This window comes from Streptomyces sp. NPDC029152, assembly GCF_055564355.1.
Window position 1 is genome coordinate 175060 of sequence record NZ_JBVHWR010000012.1, and the last position, 15535, is coordinate 190594.

13 protein-coding genes are annotated in these 15535 nt (G+C 73.3%); 7 read left to right on the forward strand and 6 right to left on the reverse strand.

All coding sequences use genetic code 11. The features are described 5' to 3' along the window. Positions 1-160 precede the first annotated feature (160 nt). Entirely contained in the window at positions 161-556 is a 396-nt protein-coding gene (locus tag ACZ4V6_RS25070) for a VOC family protein (RefSeq protein ID WP_467831327.1), read from the forward strand. A gap of 62 nt (positions 557-618) precedes the next feature. Here ACZ4V6_RS25070 and ACZ4V6_RS25075 read toward each other — a convergent pair whose 3' ends face one another. Together ACZ4V6_RS25075 and ACZ4V6_RS25080 are read right to left on the reverse strand one after the other, a co-directional pair. After that, entirely contained in the window at positions 619-921 is a 303-nt protein-coding gene (locus ACZ4V6_RS25075) for a DUF4235 domain-containing protein (protein WP_467831330.1), read from the reverse strand. A 59-nt stretch (positions 922-980) separates the two neighbouring features. After that, positions 981-2006: a glutathione S-transferase family protein gene (locus ACZ4V6_RS25080; protein WP_467831333.1), complete on the reverse strand. Its 1026-nt coding sequence runs from the start codon at positions 2004-2006 to the stop codon at positions 981-983. A 227-nt stretch (positions 2007-2233) separates the two neighbouring features. Here ACZ4V6_RS25080 and ACZ4V6_RS25085 point away from each other — a divergent pair, with 227 nt between their 5' ends. After that, positions 2234-3154 carry a cation diffusion facilitator family transporter gene (locus tag ACZ4V6_RS25085; protein ID WP_467831592.1) on the forward strand — a complete coding sequence of 307 codons (921 nt, stop codon included), beginning with the start codon at positions 2234-2236 and terminating at the stop codon, positions 3152-3154. Positions 3155-3220: 66 nt separating this feature from the next. On the opposite strand, the gene ACZ4V6_RS25090 is transcribed toward ACZ4V6_RS25085, so the two are convergent. Further along, entirely contained in the window at positions 3221-3670 is a 450-nt protein-coding gene (locus tag ACZ4V6_RS25090) for a nitroreductase family deazaflavin-dependent oxidoreductase (protein ID WP_467831336.1), read from the reverse strand. Positions 3671-3820: 150 nt separating this feature from the next. Beyond that, positions 3821-4393 carry a TetR/AcrR family transcriptional regulator gene (locus ACZ4V6_RS25095; protein WP_467831338.1) on the reverse strand — a complete coding sequence of 191 codons (573 nt, stop codon included), beginning with the start codon at positions 4391-4393 and terminating at the stop codon, positions 3821-3823. 97 nt (positions 4394-4490) lie between these two features. Between ACZ4V6_RS25095 and ACZ4V6_RS25100 the strand changes: the two genes are divergently transcribed. From ACZ4V6_RS25100 to ACZ4V6_RS25110, 3 genes are all read left to right on the forward strand, one after another. Next, positions 4491-4952 carry a nuclear transport factor 2 family protein gene (locus ACZ4V6_RS25100; protein ID WP_077797172.1) on the forward strand — a complete coding sequence of 154 codons (462 nt, stop codon included), beginning with the start codon at positions 4491-4493 and terminating at the stop codon, positions 4950-4952. Between the two features lie 31 nt (positions 4953-4983). Next, positions 4984-5526: a flavoprotein gene (locus ACZ4V6_RS25105; protein ID WP_467831341.1), complete on the forward strand. Its 543-nt coding sequence runs from the start codon at positions 4984-4986 to the stop codon at positions 5524-5526. 73 nt (positions 5527-5599) lie between these two features. Next, positions 5600-6568 carry an aldo/keto reductase gene (locus ACZ4V6_RS25110; protein ID WP_467831344.1) on the forward strand — a complete coding sequence of 323 codons (969 nt, stop codon included), beginning with the start codon at positions 5600-5602 and terminating at the stop codon, positions 6566-6568. A 19-nt stretch (positions 6569-6587) separates the two neighbouring features. Here ACZ4V6_RS25110 and ACZ4V6_RS25115 read toward each other — a convergent pair whose 3' ends face one another. Beyond that, positions 6588-7289: a DUF4232 domain-containing protein gene (locus tag ACZ4V6_RS25115; RefSeq protein WP_467831347.1), complete on the reverse strand. Its 702-nt coding sequence runs from the start codon at positions 7287-7289 to the stop codon at positions 6588-6590. Between the two features lie 106 nt (positions 7290-7395). Continuing rightward, entirely contained in the window at positions 7396-9771 is a 2376-nt protein-coding gene (locus tag ACZ4V6_RS25120; protein WP_467831349.1) for a SpoIIE family protein phosphatase, read from the reverse strand. Between the two features lie 254 nt (positions 9772-10025). Between ACZ4V6_RS25120 and ACZ4V6_RS25125 the strand changes: the two genes are divergently transcribed. Together ACZ4V6_RS25125 and ACZ4V6_RS25130 are read left to right on the forward strand one after the other, a co-directional pair. Further along, positions 10026-13121: a glycoside hydrolase family 2 TIM barrel-domain containing protein gene (locus tag ACZ4V6_RS25125; protein ID WP_467831351.1), complete on the forward strand. Its 3096-nt coding sequence runs from the start codon at positions 10026-10028 to the stop codon at positions 13119-13121. A 150-nt stretch (positions 13122-13271) separates the two neighbouring features. Continuing rightward, a complete protein-coding gene (locus ACZ4V6_RS25130) occupies positions 13272-15515 on the forward strand; it encodes a glycoside hydrolase family 9 protein (protein WP_467831354.1) in 2244 nt (747 codons plus the stop codon). Positions 15516-15535 lie beyond the last annotated feature (20 nt).

The following is a 15535-nucleotide window of genomic DNA, read 5'->3' on the forward strand; positions in this document are numbered from 1 at the left end:
CGGCGGGCCGGCGTCTCGTCGCGGCTCGTGAGGGGTGGTCAGGAGCCCCGCCGCACCACGTCGTCGGCCGGTGACCGACTGAATCCGCCGGGCCGGGATATGCGCAAGGCAGAGGGCCGCGGGGTCCGACGCCCCGTGCCCGGAACCCTTCGGAGGAGACATGGCACTGGTCAACGCGGGCGTCGTGGTGCTCGACTGCGCCGAACCCGAGAAGCTCGCCGAGTTCTACAAGGGCCTGCTGGGCGCGGAGGAGACCGACGCGTCCGCCAACCGCATCGAGATCGAGGGTCCCGGAGGCTTCCGCATGGCGTTCCGACGGGACGTCAACGCGACCCCGCCCAGCTGGCCCCGCCCCGAGAACTCCCTCCAGGCCCACCTGGACTTCGTGGTGGAGGACCTGGACGCGGCCGAGCGCGGGGTCGTGGGGCTCGGCGGGCGCCCGCTGGAGGCGAAGGACGCGGCGGGCCCGCACGAGGAGCGCGGCTTCTCCGACCCGGCGGGCCACTCCTTCACCCTGCGCCGCAGCACGCCGCCGACGGCGCCCAAGCAGGGCTGAGGCCCCAGGGCCCGGGTGCCGTCGGCGCGGTGGGTGCGGCCAGGGGCCGGACTCCGGTCCGGTCAGTCCCGTCCGCCCTTGTCGCCGCCCGGCCAGACCCCGGTCGACCGTTCGATCGCCTTGGCGCCCGTCCGGTCCACGGCACTGCGCACCGCGGCGAAGATGGCGCCCTGGACCGCCGCGGCCAGGAGGATCTCGCCCCAGCCGCGGTCCGGGTCCAGGGCGTCGGGCGCGTCGTCCTCGTGCCGGATCAGCTTCCACGTCTTCTGGAAGGCCATCCCGGCCAGCGCGCCGCCCGCCCAGCCCAGGACGAAGCCGACGGGCTTGTACGCGAGGGGGAGCTTCTGCTTCTTCTTCTTGCCCACGTGGGTCTCCTTCTGGTTCGCTCGGTGATGTCGGGGCGTGACGAGCACGGCCCGCGGGATCAGGGCCTGCCGGCCGCCGGTACCTCCTCGCCGGCGGGCACCGGCCCGGGCGGCGTGCCGTCGCCGAACGGGCGGCCGCCCAGCTCCTGCCGGTGGTGCGGCGCGAGCCAGCCGGACAGGTCCGGGCCCAGCGGTACGATGCCGGTCGGGTTGATGCCGGTGTGGACCCGGTAGTAGTGGCGCTTGATGTGGTCGAAGTCGACGGTGTCGCCGAAGCCGGGCGTCTGGAACAGGTCGCGGACGTAGGCCCACAGCACCGGGTTCTCCGCCAGCTTCCAGCGGTTGCACTTGAAGTGGCCGTGGTAGACGGCGTCGAAGCGCACCAGCGTGGTGAACAGCCGGATGTCCGCCTCCGTGATGGTGTCCCCGACCAGATAGCGCTGCCGCTCCAGCCGGGGCGTCAGCTGCTCCAGGCGGCGGAACACGCCCGAGCAGGCGGCCTCGTACTCCTCCTGGCCGGTGGCGAAGCCCGCCCGGTACACACCGTTGTTGACGTCCTGGTAGACGTCCGCCATCACCTCGTCGATCTCGTCGCGCAGGGCGTGCGGATACAGGTCGGGCGCGCCCGGCCGGTGCAGGGACGTCCACTCGGTCGCGAAGTCCAGGGTGATCTGCTGGTAGTCGTTGGTCACCAGTTTCCTGCTGGGCACGTCCACGATCGCCGGCACGCTCACCCCGCCCGGGTAGCCGGTCTCCCGTTCGTCGTAGGCCTCGCTGAGGTGGCGGATGCCGAGGACCGGGTCGCGGCCGTCCGGGTCCAGGGTGAACCGCCAGCTGCGGTCGTCCTGGATCGGATCGGCGACCGCCAGGGACAGGGCGTCCTCCAGGCCGAGCAGCCGCCGGGAGACCAGGGCCCGGCTCGCCCACGGACAGGCGCGGCTGACCACCAGTCGGTAGCGGCCGACCGCCACCGGCCAGCCGTCCCGGCCGTCCGCGGTGATCCGGTCGGCGAAGTGGCTCTTGGAGCGCTTGAACGCCTTCCTGCCGTAACCGCTGTTGCCGGGCGTCCCGTCGTCGCCGCTCATGGGACGTACCTCCCTGTCGTCGGTGGATCCTGGTAACGCGTTCCCCGTTTTCGGCCGTCGGCACGGGCGGGCCACCCACAAGAGGGGTGTGAGCCCGGCCCGCAGGGGGCAACCGGCGAATCGTGAGCCGGACAACCTCGAACAGGACAGCGAACGAACGGACCGACGGAGAGGAGGACGGGGCCGGCGGGCCCGCCGGCAAGGCGGACCGCAGGACGCGGGTCACCGTGCTGGTCGCCCTGGCGGCCAACCTGGTGATCGCGGTCGCCAAGGCGGTCGGCGGCTTCCTCGCGGGGTCCCCCGCCCTGCTGTCGGAGGCCGCGCACTCGGTGGCCGACAGTCTGAACGAGGTCTTCCTCCTCGCCGCGCTGCGCCGCAGCCGCCGCCCCGCCGACCGTCGCCACCCCTTCGGCTACGGCAAGGAGCGATTCTTCTGGTCCCTGCTGGCGGCCGTCGGAATCTTCGTCATGGGCGGCTGCTTCTCGGTCTTCCAGGGCGTCGAGGCCCTCCGGACGGGAGCCGAGGAGGAACTGAGCGGGTACGTGGCCGGGCTGATCGTGCTCGGCGTCGCCCTGCTCGCCGAGGGGGCCTCGCTGCTGCGGGCGCTGCACCAGGTGCGCCGCCAGGGCGGTGCCGCCGCCGGGATGCGCGACCCGGCCCTGCGCACGGTCGTCGCCGAGGACGGCACCGCGGTGCTCGGCGTCACCCTCGCCATGATCGGCATGGTCCTGCACATGGTCACCGGACAAGTGGTCTGGGAGGCCTGCGCCTCGCTCGCCATCGGCGCGCTGCTCGTGTACGTGGCCTACCGGCTGGGCCGCGAGGCCCGCGACCAGCTGATCGGCGAGGCCGCGGACCCGGAGGCGAGCGGCCGCATCTGCGCGCTGCTCCGCGCCCAGCCGGAGATCGACAGCGTCGAGGCGCTGTTCACCATGAAGACGGGCCTCGACTCCACGTTGGTGGCCGCCCGCATCGACCTGGTGCCCGGTCTGGACAGCGAGCGGGTGGAGGAGGTGTCCGTGCGCATCAAGAGGTCCATCGCGCACACCGTCCCCGAGGCCCGGCAGATCTTCCTCGACGTCACCGACCGGACCGCGCGCGAGGCAGCGGAAAGCCCCGCCGCGACGGGGGAACGCGGCGGGGCCTGACCCACGTGTGCCCGGCGTCAGCCGGGCCATGCACGCGGATCCGGGACTTTCCCGTCCGGTCCGGGATCAGCTCCCGCCGGCCGGTTCCAGCACGAAGACCGGGATCTCCCGGTCGGTCTTCTCCTGGTACTCGGCGTACGTCGGGAACGCCGCGACGGCCCGCTCCCACCACTCGGCCTTCTCCGCGCCGGTGACCTCACGGGCCGTCATGTCCTGCTTCACCGGGCCGTCCTGGAGCTCCACGTGGGGATCGGCCTTGACGTTGTGGTACCAGACGGGGTGATCGGGCGCCCCGCCCAGGGAGGCGACCACCGCGTAGCGGCCCTCGTGCTCGACGCGCATCAGCGGCGTCTTGCGGATCTTGCCGCTGCGGGCGCCCCGCGTGGTCAGCACGATCACGGGCAGGCCCGTGTCCAGGAGGGTCGTCCCCTGCGTGCCGCCGGAGCTCTCGTAGAGCTCCACCTGCTCGCGCACCCACTGCGTCGGGCTGGGTTCGTACTCGCCCTCAAGAGGCATGGTTTCCGTCCCATCGTCGCGTCGTACGGCTGACTGGCACCGCGGTCCGACACCGGCCGGTGCACGCTCCATCCATACCGCATCCCGGCCGTGGACCGCCGACGTCCGCGCGACACGCGGTGCCCGGCGCGGAGCCGGAAGGCAGCGCGGTCACGGCGCCGGCGCGCCCGCCCCGGCGGCCGTCAGGAGCATCCGGGCGGCTTCCCGTGCCTCCTGTGCGGGCTCCGGGCCGCCCGTGAGGCCCGCCGTCGTCATGGCGCCCTCGGCCAGCAGGAACAACTGCGCGCCCACCGCGGCGGACAGGCCCGCCTCGGCCGCCAGACCGTCGAGGAACTCCCGGAACGCCCGCTTGTGCGCCCGCACGTGCTCCGCGACCCGGGGCGAGCCGGCGCCCAGCTCGCCGTACGCGTTCAGCCACGCGCAGCCGCGGAAGTCCGGCTCGGCGAACCACTGCGCGAGCCAGTCGAAGACGGCCAGGATCCGGGGGACCGCGCCCTCGTGCCGGTCGACGTACCGCGCCAGCCGGCCCCGCCAGCGCACGTCGCGCCGCTCCAGGTACGCCAGCACCAACTGCTCCTTCGCCGGGAACAGCTGGTAGAGGCGCTTGAGGGAGACCCCCGAGGCGCCGCGGACGTCGTCCATGCCGACGGCCTGGACGCCCCGCCCGTAGAAGAGCCGCTCCGCGGCGTCCAGCGCCCGTTCACGGGCGGCCTCGCTGTCCATGAAGGGCCTCTTCCTTGACGTGAGAACGATCGTTCTCCTACCGTAACAGGCACAGTGGAGAACGACCGTTCTCCGGTCTGTCGACGGAGGGTCCGCCATGTCCACCGACCGCCCGCCCCTGCCACCGTTCAGCCGTGAGACCGCCGCCCGGAAGGTCCAGGCGGCCGAGGACGCCTGGAACACCCGCGACCCCCACAAGGTCGCGCTCGCCTACTCCGAGGACTCGGTCTGGCGCAACCGCGACACCTTCCTCACGGGCCGGGCCGCCATCGTCGAGTTCCTGACCGCCAAGTGGGCGCGCGAGCGCGAGTACGCGCTGCGCAAGGACCTGTGGGCCTTCGACGGCAACCGCATCGCCGTCCGCTTCCAGTACGAGTCGCGCGACACCGAGGGGCAGTGGTGGCGCTCCTACGGCAACGAACTGTGGGAGTTCGACGAGCACGGCCTGATGACGCGGCGGGAGGCGAGCATCGACGACGTCCCCATCGAGGAGGCGGACCGCCGCATCCGCGGCCCGCGGCCCGAGGCGGAGCGGGGACTGTCCTTCCCCCTGCGGTAGGCCCGGCCGGCCGGTTGAGTAGGGTTCCGGCGTGACCCGAGCGGCCCGAAGCACCGAGAAGCCCTTCCTCTACGTCGTCGTCTGCGCCGCCGGGGTGGCCTTTGGCGTCGGCAGGCTGATCACCGCCGCGCAGGAACGCGGCTGGGAGGTCGGCGTCCTCGCCACCCCGGTCGCCATGAACGGCTTCTTCGACGCCGCCGCCGTCGAGGCGCGGACCGGCCGTCCGGTCCGCTCGGCCTGGCGCCGGCCGGACGACCCGCGCCCCTTCCCGGCGCCCGACGCCGTCGTGGTCGCGCCCGCCACCTTCAACACGGTCAACAAGTGGGCCGCCGGTCTGGCCGACACCCTCGCCGTGGCCACCCTGTGCGAGGCGTGCGGCCTCGGCGTCCCCGTCGCCGCCCTGCCCTGCGTGGCCGACGCGCTGGCCGCCCACCCCGCCTACCGGGACAGCCTGGAGAGGCTGCGCGGGATGGGGGTGCGCTTCGGCGACCCGTACGCGGGGCAGGCCGAAACGGACGGCAGCCGCCGGGAGTTCGGCTGGGAGCGGGTCCTCGACCTGATCGAGGGGCCCTGACCCGCGCCGGATCCGGGCCCGCACGAGGACGTACGCTCGCCTGGTACCGATCCGGAAGGCAGGAGCAGCAACGATGCAGTACGTGAAGCTCGGTTCGACGGGCCTGGACGTCTCGCGGATCTGTCTGGGGTGCATGACCTACGGCGTGCCCGACCGCGGCGCGCACGAGTGGACCCTCGACGAGGAGGCCTCGCGTCCGCTGATCCGGCAGGCGCTGGAGGCCGGCGTGACCTTCTTCGACACCGCCAACGTCTACTCCGACGGCACCAGCGAGGAGATCGTCGGCAAGGCGCTCGCGGACTTCGCCCGCCGGGACGAGATCGTGCTCGCGACCAAGGTGCACGGCCGGATGCGGCCCGGGCCCAACGGCGCCGGACTGTCCCGCAAGGCCGTCATGAGCGAGATCGACCACAGCCTGCGCCGCCTGGGCACCGACTACGTCGACCTCTACCAGATCCACCGCTTCGACCCGCACACGCCGGTCGAGGAGACGATGGAGGCGCTCCACGACCTGGTGAAGGCGGGCAAGGTGCGCTACATCGGGGCCAGTTCGATGTACGCCTGGCAGTTCTCCAAGATGCAGTACACCGCCGAGCGGCACGGCTGGACCAAGTTCGTCTCCATGCAGAACCACTACAACCTCCTCTACCGCGAGGAGGAGCGCGAGATGCTGCCGCTCTGCGCGGACCAGGGCGTCGGCGTGCTGCCCTGGAGCCCGCTGGCCCGCGGCCGCCTCACCCGGGACTGGGGGGCGCAGACCGGGCGCAGCGCCACCGACGCCTTCGGCAGCACGCTCTACCAGGAGGGCGACCGCGCCGTCGTCGAGGCCGTCACCCGCATCGCGCAGGAGCGCGGCGTGCCGCGCGCCCAGGTGGCCCTCGCCTGGCTGCTGCACCAGGACACGGTGACCGCGCCCATCATCGGCGCCGCCAAGCCGCGGCACCTCGAGGACGCCGTGGCGGCGGTCGAACTCACCCTCACCGACAAGGAGGTCGAGGAGCTGGAGCGGCCGTACGCGCCGCACCCGATCGCCGGTCACTGACCGCGGGGCGTCCGGGCGCTCAGGGGCCCGTCCCGGGGGCCAGGGCGGTGACGGACACCGACGACTCGTTGCCGCCCACCGGGACCTCACCGGCCGTCCACGTCACCTCGATCGGCTCCCGCTCGTCCGGCGGGGTGACGAGCAGCTCCGCCGGGGTCGCCGTGCGGGCGCCGCTGATCTGCGGGCTGGAGAACGACAGCCCGGCCCACGCGCTGCCGCCCGGAGACAGCGTGACCGTCCCCGGCGACGCGGGGGCACGCTCCGGGTCCGGACCCAGCTGCTTGCCGGACGCGTCCACGAAGGCGGCACCCGGATAGCCGTACAGGGTGCAGGTGCGCTCCGAGGTGTTGGTCAGCACGAGGGGGAAGTTGCGCTGGCCGGCCCCGGGGTCGACGCGGCCGACCGACGCGCGCAGCTCGGAGGTGTGGCAGCGGCCGTCGGTGCGGGCGGAGGCGGACGCGGAACCGGCGGTGTCGGTGGGCACGGTTCCGGCCGTGGGCGCGCCGTCGGTGCCCCGGCCCGGGCCGGCCGTCGGTCCGCCGTCGGCACCCCGGTCCGGAAGCGCGCCGCTGCTGGTCGCACCGGCCGAGTGCTCGGCCCGGCCGGACTGCGCCGTGCTCGCCGTGCCGCTGTCGGTTCCGCAGGCGGTCAGCATGCCGAGCACCGCGACCGCGCTCGCCAGCAGGGCCGTCCGGCCTACGGGCTGGGACGTCTTCGCCATCGCTTCTCCACACTCCCGTGAGGTTCGTCGCGCACGGCCCGGCACGGGTGCCGGACGGCACGCCCTGCCTTCGAGTGTCCCGTGTCACGGGTCCGGAAACCGGGGGTCACTCGTCCTCGAGCAGGGCCAGCTCCGCCCAGATCGTCTTGCCCTCCGCGGTGTGCCGGCTGCCCCAGCGCTGGGTGAGCTGGGCCACCAGCAGCAGACCGCGCCCGCCCTCGTCCCAGGTCTTGGCCCGGCGCAGGTGCGGCGCGGTGTGGCTGGTGTCGGAGACCTCGCAGATCAGCGTGGTCCTGTCGTGGATCAGCCGCAGCCGGATGGGCGACGAGCCGTACCGGATGGCGTTGGTGACCAGCTCGCTCACCACCAGTTCGGCGGTGAAGGACGCCTCCAGCAGCGCCCAGGCGGACAACTGGTCGACGACCTGCTTGCGGATGGGGGCGACCAGTGACGGGTCGGCGGGAATGTCCCAGGTGGCCACCTGGCCGGGGGGCAGTCCCCGGGTGCGGGCCAGCAGCAGCGCCACGTCGTCGGTGGCGCCGCCGTTCGGCAGCAGGGCGTGCAGCACCCGGTCGCAGGCCGCGTCCAGCGAGCCGGCGGGGGCGGCCAGGGCCTCGCACAGCAGCGCCTGACCGGTGTCGGCGTCGCGGTCGCGGCTCTTGACCAGTCCGTCGGTGTAGAACGCGAGCACGCTGCCCTCGCGCAGTTCCAGCTCGGCGGACTCGAAGGGCAGGCCGCCCACGCCGAGCGGCGGACCGGAGGGCAGCTCGAGCCGGCGGGGCGGGCCGTCCGGCGGGACCAGCACGGGCGGCGGGTGCCCGGCCCGGGCGAGGGCGAAGTGCCGGGAGACCGGGTCGTACACCGCGTACAGACAGGTGGCGCCGACCTCGCCCGTGCCGTCGCCGCCGGACTCCTCCGACAGCCGGACGACCAGGTCGTCCAGGTGGGTGAGCAGCTCCTCGGGGGTCAGGTCGATGTCGGCGAGGGTGCGCACGGCGGTCCGCAGCCGGCCCATGGTGGCCGATGCCTGGATGCCGTGGCCGACGACGTCCCCGACGACCAGCGCGACCCGCATCCCGGACAGGGGGATGATGTCGAACCAGTCGCCGCCCACCCCGGAACGGGCCGCCGGGAGATAGCGGGAGGCCGCCTCCAGCGCGGCGGTGGGCGGCAGCCACCGGGGGAGCAGGCTGCGCTGCAGCATCAGGGTCGTCTCGCGCTCGCGGGAGTAGCGGCGGGCGTTGTCGATGCAGACCGCGGCGCGGGCGCTGACCTCCTCGGCCAGCAGCACGTCGTCGTGCGTGAACGCGTAGGGGTGGCGGAACCGGGTGAAGACCGCGATCCCCAGGGTGGTGCCGCGGGCCTGCAGCGGCACGGACATCGTGGAGTGGATGCCGTACTCCTCGACCCGTCCGACCCGGACGGGGTCCCACTCCCGCCACCGCTCGAGGTCGCCGGAGGGCACCTGGGCGACGATCGCGTGCCCCGCGGCCAGGCACCGGGCCTGCGGCGACGCTTCCGGATACACGTCGAGGCGGCCCGGTTCGGCCACCGCCTCCGGGCAGCCCGGGTTGACCGACTGATGGGCGGCCCGGCGCAGGGCTATCGGCGGCGCCGGCGTGGTGACGGGGTCGTCACCGTGTTCCTGCGGGTCCAGCAGGTCGACGCTGACGAAGTCGGCGAGCGCCGGGACGCACACGTCGGCCAGCTCCTGCGCGGTGCGGGTGACGTCGAGGGTGGTGCCGATGCGGACGCTGGCCTCGTTGACCAGCTGGAGTCGTTCCCGGGCGAGGTGCTGCTCGGTGAAGTCGTGGGCGCTCACGCAGACACCGCGCACCTCGCCGTCGGAGCCGGTGAGCGGGGCGACGCGGGCGAGCCAGGCGTGGGCGCGGCTCTCGCCGGGGGCCTTGAGGTGGGTGTGCATGTCGTGGCCCCGGCCGGTGGCGAGTACGCGCCGCATGTGCTCCTCGAGCTCCGCGGCCCGCGTCCGGCCTCCGAGGTCGGTGGCCCGCAGGCCGCGGACGCGGTCCGCGGGGAGCTCGAAGAGGCGCGCCATGGCGTCGTTGACGCCGCGGATCCGGAGCCGGTCGTCGAAGATCATCGTGGCGCAGGGCGACTGGGTCAGGGCGGCTCTGACCAGCGGGTCGTCCGGCTGTTCGGGACCGCTGTCCAGAGGGGTGACGACCAGCCACGTGCCCGGACCGCCGGCCTCGGGCGGCCTGTGGCGGGCGAGCACCCACACGGACACCGTGTGCCCCTCGCGGTGCCGCAGGGCCAGCGTCCCGTTCCAGCGCTCGGTCCCGGGGCCGGGCACCGGGCCGTCGGACCCGTCGGCCAGCAGCTCGGCGGCGGGACGACCCACGACGTCCGCGGCCGGGTGGCCGAGCAGCAGACGCGCGCCCTCGCTCCACTCCCGCAGCGTGCCGGAGTCGTCGACGACGGCGCGCGCCGCGGCATCGTCGTGCGGGTTGACCGGACTCATCGTCGCCACTCCATTGCGCACACCCACGGTGAACAGCGCGTCACCTGGGCCCAGCCTAGTGCGTCCGCGCTCCGCGCGGACCCGAACCACCGGGCTCGCGGGGCCCCCTCGGCGCACGGGCCGCAGGGCCTCCGGGACGCCCGGGGCAGAAAGTGCTTTCCGCGGCCTTGACGGCCGCATGTGGGCCGACGTCAGAATCTGTTTGTTCACGATCAGTTGTGAGTACTTCTGATTCCTGGTGAGGGAGATCCGGCATGACGGTCACGCGCAGATCGGTCCTGATCGCCTCCGCGGCGGCGCCCACGGCGGGCGTCCTGGCGGGCGCCCCGTCGGCTTGGGCCGTGGACGCGGCGGAAGAGGGCACGGGCCGCCGCACGCTCGCCCTGCGGGACGGCTGGCGCTTCGCCCTGGTCGATCCGGGCGGGACCACCGACCCGACCGGGGCGTACGCGCGGGCCGCCGAACCGGACTACGACGACTCGGCGTGGCGGGAGGTGGCCGTCCCGCACGACTGGAGCATCGAGCAGACGCCCACCACCGAGCACGGCACCACCAGCGGCACCGGCTTCCTGCCGGGCGGCCTCGGCTGGTACCGCCTCGCCTTCACCCTGCCGCCCGCACTGGCCGGGAAGCGGATCTCGGTCGAGTTCGACGGCGTCTACATGGACTCCCGCGTCCACTGCAACGGTCGGGAGGTCGGCCGTCATCCCTACGGGTACACCGGTTTCGCCCTCGACCTCACCGGCCTGGTGCACACCGACGGCCGCACCGAGAACGTCCTCGCGGTCGAGGTGCGCAACCAACTGCCCAGCAGCCGCTGGTACTCGGGCAGCGGGATCTACCGGCAGGCCCGGCTCGTCGTCACCGAACCGGTGCACGTGCGGCGCTGGGGCACGTACGTCACCACGCCCGAGGTGAGCGGCGAGCGGGCCCTCGTCCGGGTGGAGACGTCGGTGGTCAACGCCACGGGCACCGCCCGCGAGGTCGAGATCAGGTCGGCGGTCGAGGACGCCGAGGGGCGGACGGTGGCCCGCACCGCCTCCACGGTCACCGTCGCGGACGACCGGAGCGAGATCCACGAACTCACCGTCCGCCGCCCCCGCCTGTGGGACTTCGCGGACCCGCACCGCTACACCCTGCGCACCGAACTGCGCGTCGGCGGGCGCACGGTCGACACCTACCGCACCCCCTTCGGCGTCCGCACCTTCCGCATCGACCCCGACGAGGGCTTCCACCTCAACGGGGTCCACGCCAAGCTCAAGGGCGTCGACCTGCACCACGACCTCGGCGCGCTCGGCGCGGCCGTCAGCGTCGACGCGGTCCGCCGGCAGATGACCCTGATGAAGTCGATGGGCGTCAACGCCTTCCGCACCTCCCACAACCCGCCCTCGCCCGAGATGACCGAGGTCTGCGAGGAACTGGGCATCGTGATGCTGGTCGAGGCCTTCGACTGCTGGCGCACCGGCAAGAACCGCTACGACTACGGCCGGTTCTTCGACGAGTGGTGCGAGCGGGACGCCACCGAGATGGTGCTCGCGGCCCGCAACTCGCCCGCCGTCGTCATGTGGTCGATCGGCAACGAGATCCCCGACTCCACCTCCACCGCCGGACTCGCGATGGCCGACCGGATCATCGCCGCGATCCGGGCCGCCGACGCCACCCGGCCGCTCGTCATCGGCTCCGACAAGTACCGTCGGCTGCCCGCCAGGGGCTCGGCGGCCGACCTGATGCTGGCCAAGCTCGACGGACTCGGCCTCAACTACAACACCGCCAAGTCGGTGGACGCCCTGCACGCGGCCTATCCGCACCTGTTCCTGTTCGAGTCCGAGTCGTCCTCCGAGACCTCCACGCGCGGCACCTACCAGGAGCCCGAGCACCTCAACACCGGTGAGAACCACACGCCCGGCGGGCGGGCGACCTCGTCGTACGACAACAACCTCGCCTCCTGGACCATGAGCGGCGAGTACGGGCACAAGAAGGACCGGGACCGCAGGTGGTTCGCCGGGCAGTTCCTGTGGTCGGGCATCGACTACATCGGGGAGCCCACGCCCTACGACGTCTTCCCCGTGAAGGCGTCCTTCTTCGGCGCGGTCGACACCGCGGGCTTCCCGAAGGACATGTACCACCTGTTCCGCAGCCAGTGGACCGACGAGCCGATGGTCCACCTGCTGCCGGAGACCTGGAACCACCGCGAGGGCGACACCGTCGAGGTGTGGGCGTACGCGAACGTCGACACCGTCGAGCTGTTCCTGAACGGGAAGTCCCTCGGCGTACGCCGGTTCGACACCAAGAAGACGGTGGACGGGCGGACCTACCTGGAGACCACCGAGGCCACCGGCGACGACAAGACCTTCACCGACGGCCCCTGGCCCGGCAGTTACACCAGCCCGAACGGCAGCGCGGGCAAGCTCCACCTGACCTGGAAGGTGCCCTTCGCGCCGGGCGAGCTGAAGGCGGTCGCCCGGCGCGGCGGCAGGACCGTCGCCACCGACGTCCTGCGCACCGCCGGGGCGCCGCACGCCGTGCGCCTCACCCCGGACCGGGAGGCCGTCGCCGCCGACGGCCGCTCCCTGGTCTTCGTGACCGCCGAGGTGGTCGACCGGCGCGGGGTGGTGGTGCCCGACGCCGGGCACCTGATCTCCTTCGAGGTCGCGGGCGGCTCCCTCGCCGGGGTGGACAACGGCCGCCAGGAGAGCGCCGAGCGGTACCAGGCGAGCACCCGGACCGCCTTCCACGGCAAGGCCCTCGCCATTGTGCGCTCCGGCACGCGGCCGGGGACGGTGCGCGTGACCGCCCGTGCGGAGGGGCTGCGCGCGGACACGGCGACCGTACGCGCCCGGCGGGCCGCGTCCCCCGCGACCACCCCGGCCCCGCGGTTCGCGCCCGAGCACCCGGCGCCGGTGGACCACCCGCACGCGGACGCGAGCTACTCCGGGCGCCCCGACACCCTGCCCGCCGCCATGCTCGACGGCGACCCGGCCACCGGCTGGTCCAACGGCTTCCACAAGGCGGCCACCGCCCTGCTGCCCGCCTTCGAGGGCGCCCGCGCCGAGGACTGGGTCTCGGTGGACCACGGGCGGACCCGCCGCTACGGCCGCATCGAGGTCTCCTTCACCGCGGACGCCGCGCACAGCCTGCCCGCCGCGGTGGAGGTCGCCGTCTGGGACGGCCGCGCGTGGCGGACGGCCGAAGGCGCCCGCGTCGAGTGGGCCACCGCGTCCGACGCCCCCACGGTGATCACCTTCGACCCGGTACGCGGTTCCCGGGTCCGGCTGACGCTGACGAGCCGTCACCCCGGTGAGGCGCGGGGAGCGGTGCGGATCAGCCGGCTGGAGGCGCCCGCCGTCTGACCGCAGCGCCCCGGTCCGGACGGGAACGGATCCGTCCGGACCGTTGACGGGCTGTCATGTCTGCCACAACCATGGCCCTCGACCTTTGTTGGGAGCGCTCCCATGATTCCGGGTGGCGCTGCCCGTCCCTCATCCCCGAGGAGCCCGGACGTGAAAAGACGCAGAACCGCGCTCGTCTCCCTGACGGCCCTGCTCGCGGCGGCCGTCACCGCGCTGCCCGCCGCCCCGGCCGGGGCCGACGAGACCGAGCAGGTCAGGAACGGCACCTTCGACAGCGGCACCGACTCCTGGTGGGCGAGCAGCGGCGTCACCGCCGGCGTGTCCGACGGCCGGCTGTGCGCCGACGTCCCCGGCGGCACCGCCAACCGCTGGGACGCCGCCGTCGGCCAGAACGACATCACCCTGGTCGCGGGGGAGTCGTACCGGTTCTCCTTCACCGCGACCGGCGATCCCGCCGACCACGTGGTCCGGGCGATCGTTGGCCTGTCGGTGTCCCCCTACGACACCTACTACGAGGTCAGCCCCCAGCTGAGCGTCTCCGGCAACACCTACTCGTACACCTTCACCTCGCCCGTCGACACCACCCAGGGGCAGGTCGGCTTCCAGCTCGGCGGCACCCCCGACGCCTGGCGCTTCTGCGTGGACGACGTGTCCCTGCTGGGCGGCGTGGCACCGGAGCCGTACGTCCCCGACACCGGACCGAGGGTGCGGGTCAACCAGGTCGGCTACCTGCCGTCCGGACCGAAGAACGCCACGCTGGTCACCGACGCGAGGGCGCCTCTGCCCTGGCAGCTCAAGAACGCCGGCGGCCGGGTCGTGGCCCACGGCCGGAGCGTGCCGCGCGGCGTCGACGCCTCCTCCGGGCAGAACGTCCACTCGATCGACTTCGGCCGCTACACGCGGCGCGGCGACGGCTACACCCTGGTCGCCGACGGGGAGACCAGCCGCCCGTTCGACATCGGCACGGCCGCCTACGAGCGGCTGCGCGTCGACTCCGCGAAGTACTACTACACACAGCGCAGCGGCATCGCCATCAGCGACGAGCTGCGCCCCGGCTACGCCCGCCCCGCCGGGCACGTGGGCGCGGCACCCAACCAGGGCGACACCGAGGTGCCCTGCCGGCCCGGCGCGTGCGACTACACCCTGGACGTCTCCGGCGGCTGGTACGACGCCGGCGACCACGGCAAGTACGTCGTCAACGGCGGCATCTCCACCTGGGAGCTGCTGAGCACCTACGAGCGCTCGCTGCACGCCCGCACGGGGGAGCCGTCGAAGCTCGGTGACGGCACGCTCGCGATCCCGGAGAGCGGGAACGGGGTGCCGGACATCCTCGACGAGGCCCGCTGGGAGCTGGAGTTCCTGCTGAAGATGCAGGTGCCGGCCGGGCAGCCGCTGGCCGGAATGGCCCACCACAAGATCCACGACGCGCAGTGGACCGGGCTGCCGCTGCTGCCGGGCGACGACCCGCAGAAGCGCGAACTGCACGCCCCGACCACCGCGGCCACCCTCAACCTGGCGGCGACGGCCGCCCAGGCGGCCCGCCTCTACCGGCCCCACGACCGGGCCTTCGCGGCGAAGGCGCTCGACGCCGCACGCACGGCCTGGACCGCGGCACTCGCCCATCCGGACGTGCTGGCCGACGAGAGCGACGGCATCGGCGGCGGGGCCTACCCCGACAGCCGGGTGGACGACGAGTTCTACTGGGCGGCCGCCGAGCTGTACCTGACCACGGGGGAGCGGACGTTCGAGAAGTACGTGCTGGCGTCCCCCGTCCACACCGCCGACATCTTCGTCCCGCTCGGCTTCGACTGGGCGCGCACCGCGGCGGCCGCCCGCCTCGACCTGGCCACCGTGCCGAACCGGCTCCCCGGCCGGGACGCCGTGCGCCGCTCCGTCGTGAAGGGCGCCGACCGCTATCTCGCCACGCTGAAGGCGCACCCCTACGGGATGCCGTACGCCCCCGAGGGCAACGTCTACGACTGGGGCTCCAGTGCCCAGGTCCTCAACAACGCGGTCGTCCTCGCCTCCGCCTACGACATCACCGGCGGTTCCGCCTACCGTGACGGCGCCGTCCAGACCATGGACTACATCCTGGGCCGCAACGCGCTGAACATCTCCTACGTCACCGGCTACGGCGAGGTCAACGCTCACCACCAGCACAGCCGCTGGTACGCCCGCCAGCTCGACCCCTCCCTGCCCGACCCGCCGGACGGCACCCTGTCCGGCGGACCGAACTCGGCCATCCAGGACCCCTACGCGCAGAGCAAGCTCCAGGGCTGCGTCGGCCAGTTCTGCTACATCGACGACATCCAGTCCTGGTCGACCAACGAGCACACCATCAACTGGAACGCGGCACTGGCCCGCATGGCGTCCTTCGTGGCGGACCAGGGCTGACCGTCCGCTCACCCGTTCGC

Bases quoted from the DNA above. Each gene is read 5' to 3' on its own strand.
- ACZ4V6_RS25070 (WP_467831327.1), top strand. From the start codon at position 161: ATGGCACTGGTCAACGCGGGCGTCGTGGTGCTCGACTGCGCCGAACCC.
- ACZ4V6_RS25080 (WP_467831333.1), bottom strand. From the start codon at position 2,006: ATGAGCGGCGACGACGGGACGCCCGGCAACAGCGGTTACGGCAGGAAG.
- ACZ4V6_RS25090 (WP_467831336.1), bottom strand. From the start codon at position 3,670: ATGCCTCTTGAGGGCGAGTACGAACCCAGCCCGACGCAGTGGGTGCGC.
- ACZ4V6_RS25095 (WP_467831338.1), bottom strand. From the start codon at position 4,393: ATGGACAGCGAGGCCGCCCGTGAACGGGCGCTGGACGCCGCGGAGCGG.
- ACZ4V6_RS25100 (WP_077797172.1), top strand. From the start codon at position 4,491: ATGTCCACCGACCGCCCGCCCCTGCCACCGTTCAGCCGTGAGACCGCC.
- ACZ4V6_RS25110 (WP_467831344.1), top strand. From the start codon at position 5,600: ATGCAGTACGTGAAGCTCGGTTCGACGGGCCTGGACGTCTCGCGGATC.
- ACZ4V6_RS25115 (WP_467831347.1), bottom strand. From the start codon at position 7,289: ATGGCGAAGACGTCCCAGCCCGTAGGCCGGACGGCCCTGCTGGCGAGC.
- ACZ4V6_RS25120 (WP_467831349.1), bottom strand. From the start codon at position 9,771: ATGAGTCCGGTCAACCCGCACGACGATGCCGCGGCGCGCGCCGTCGTC.
- ACZ4V6_RS25125 (WP_467831351.1), top strand. From the start codon at position 10,026: ATGACGGTCACGCGCAGATCGGTCCTGATCGCCTCCGCGGCGGCGCCC.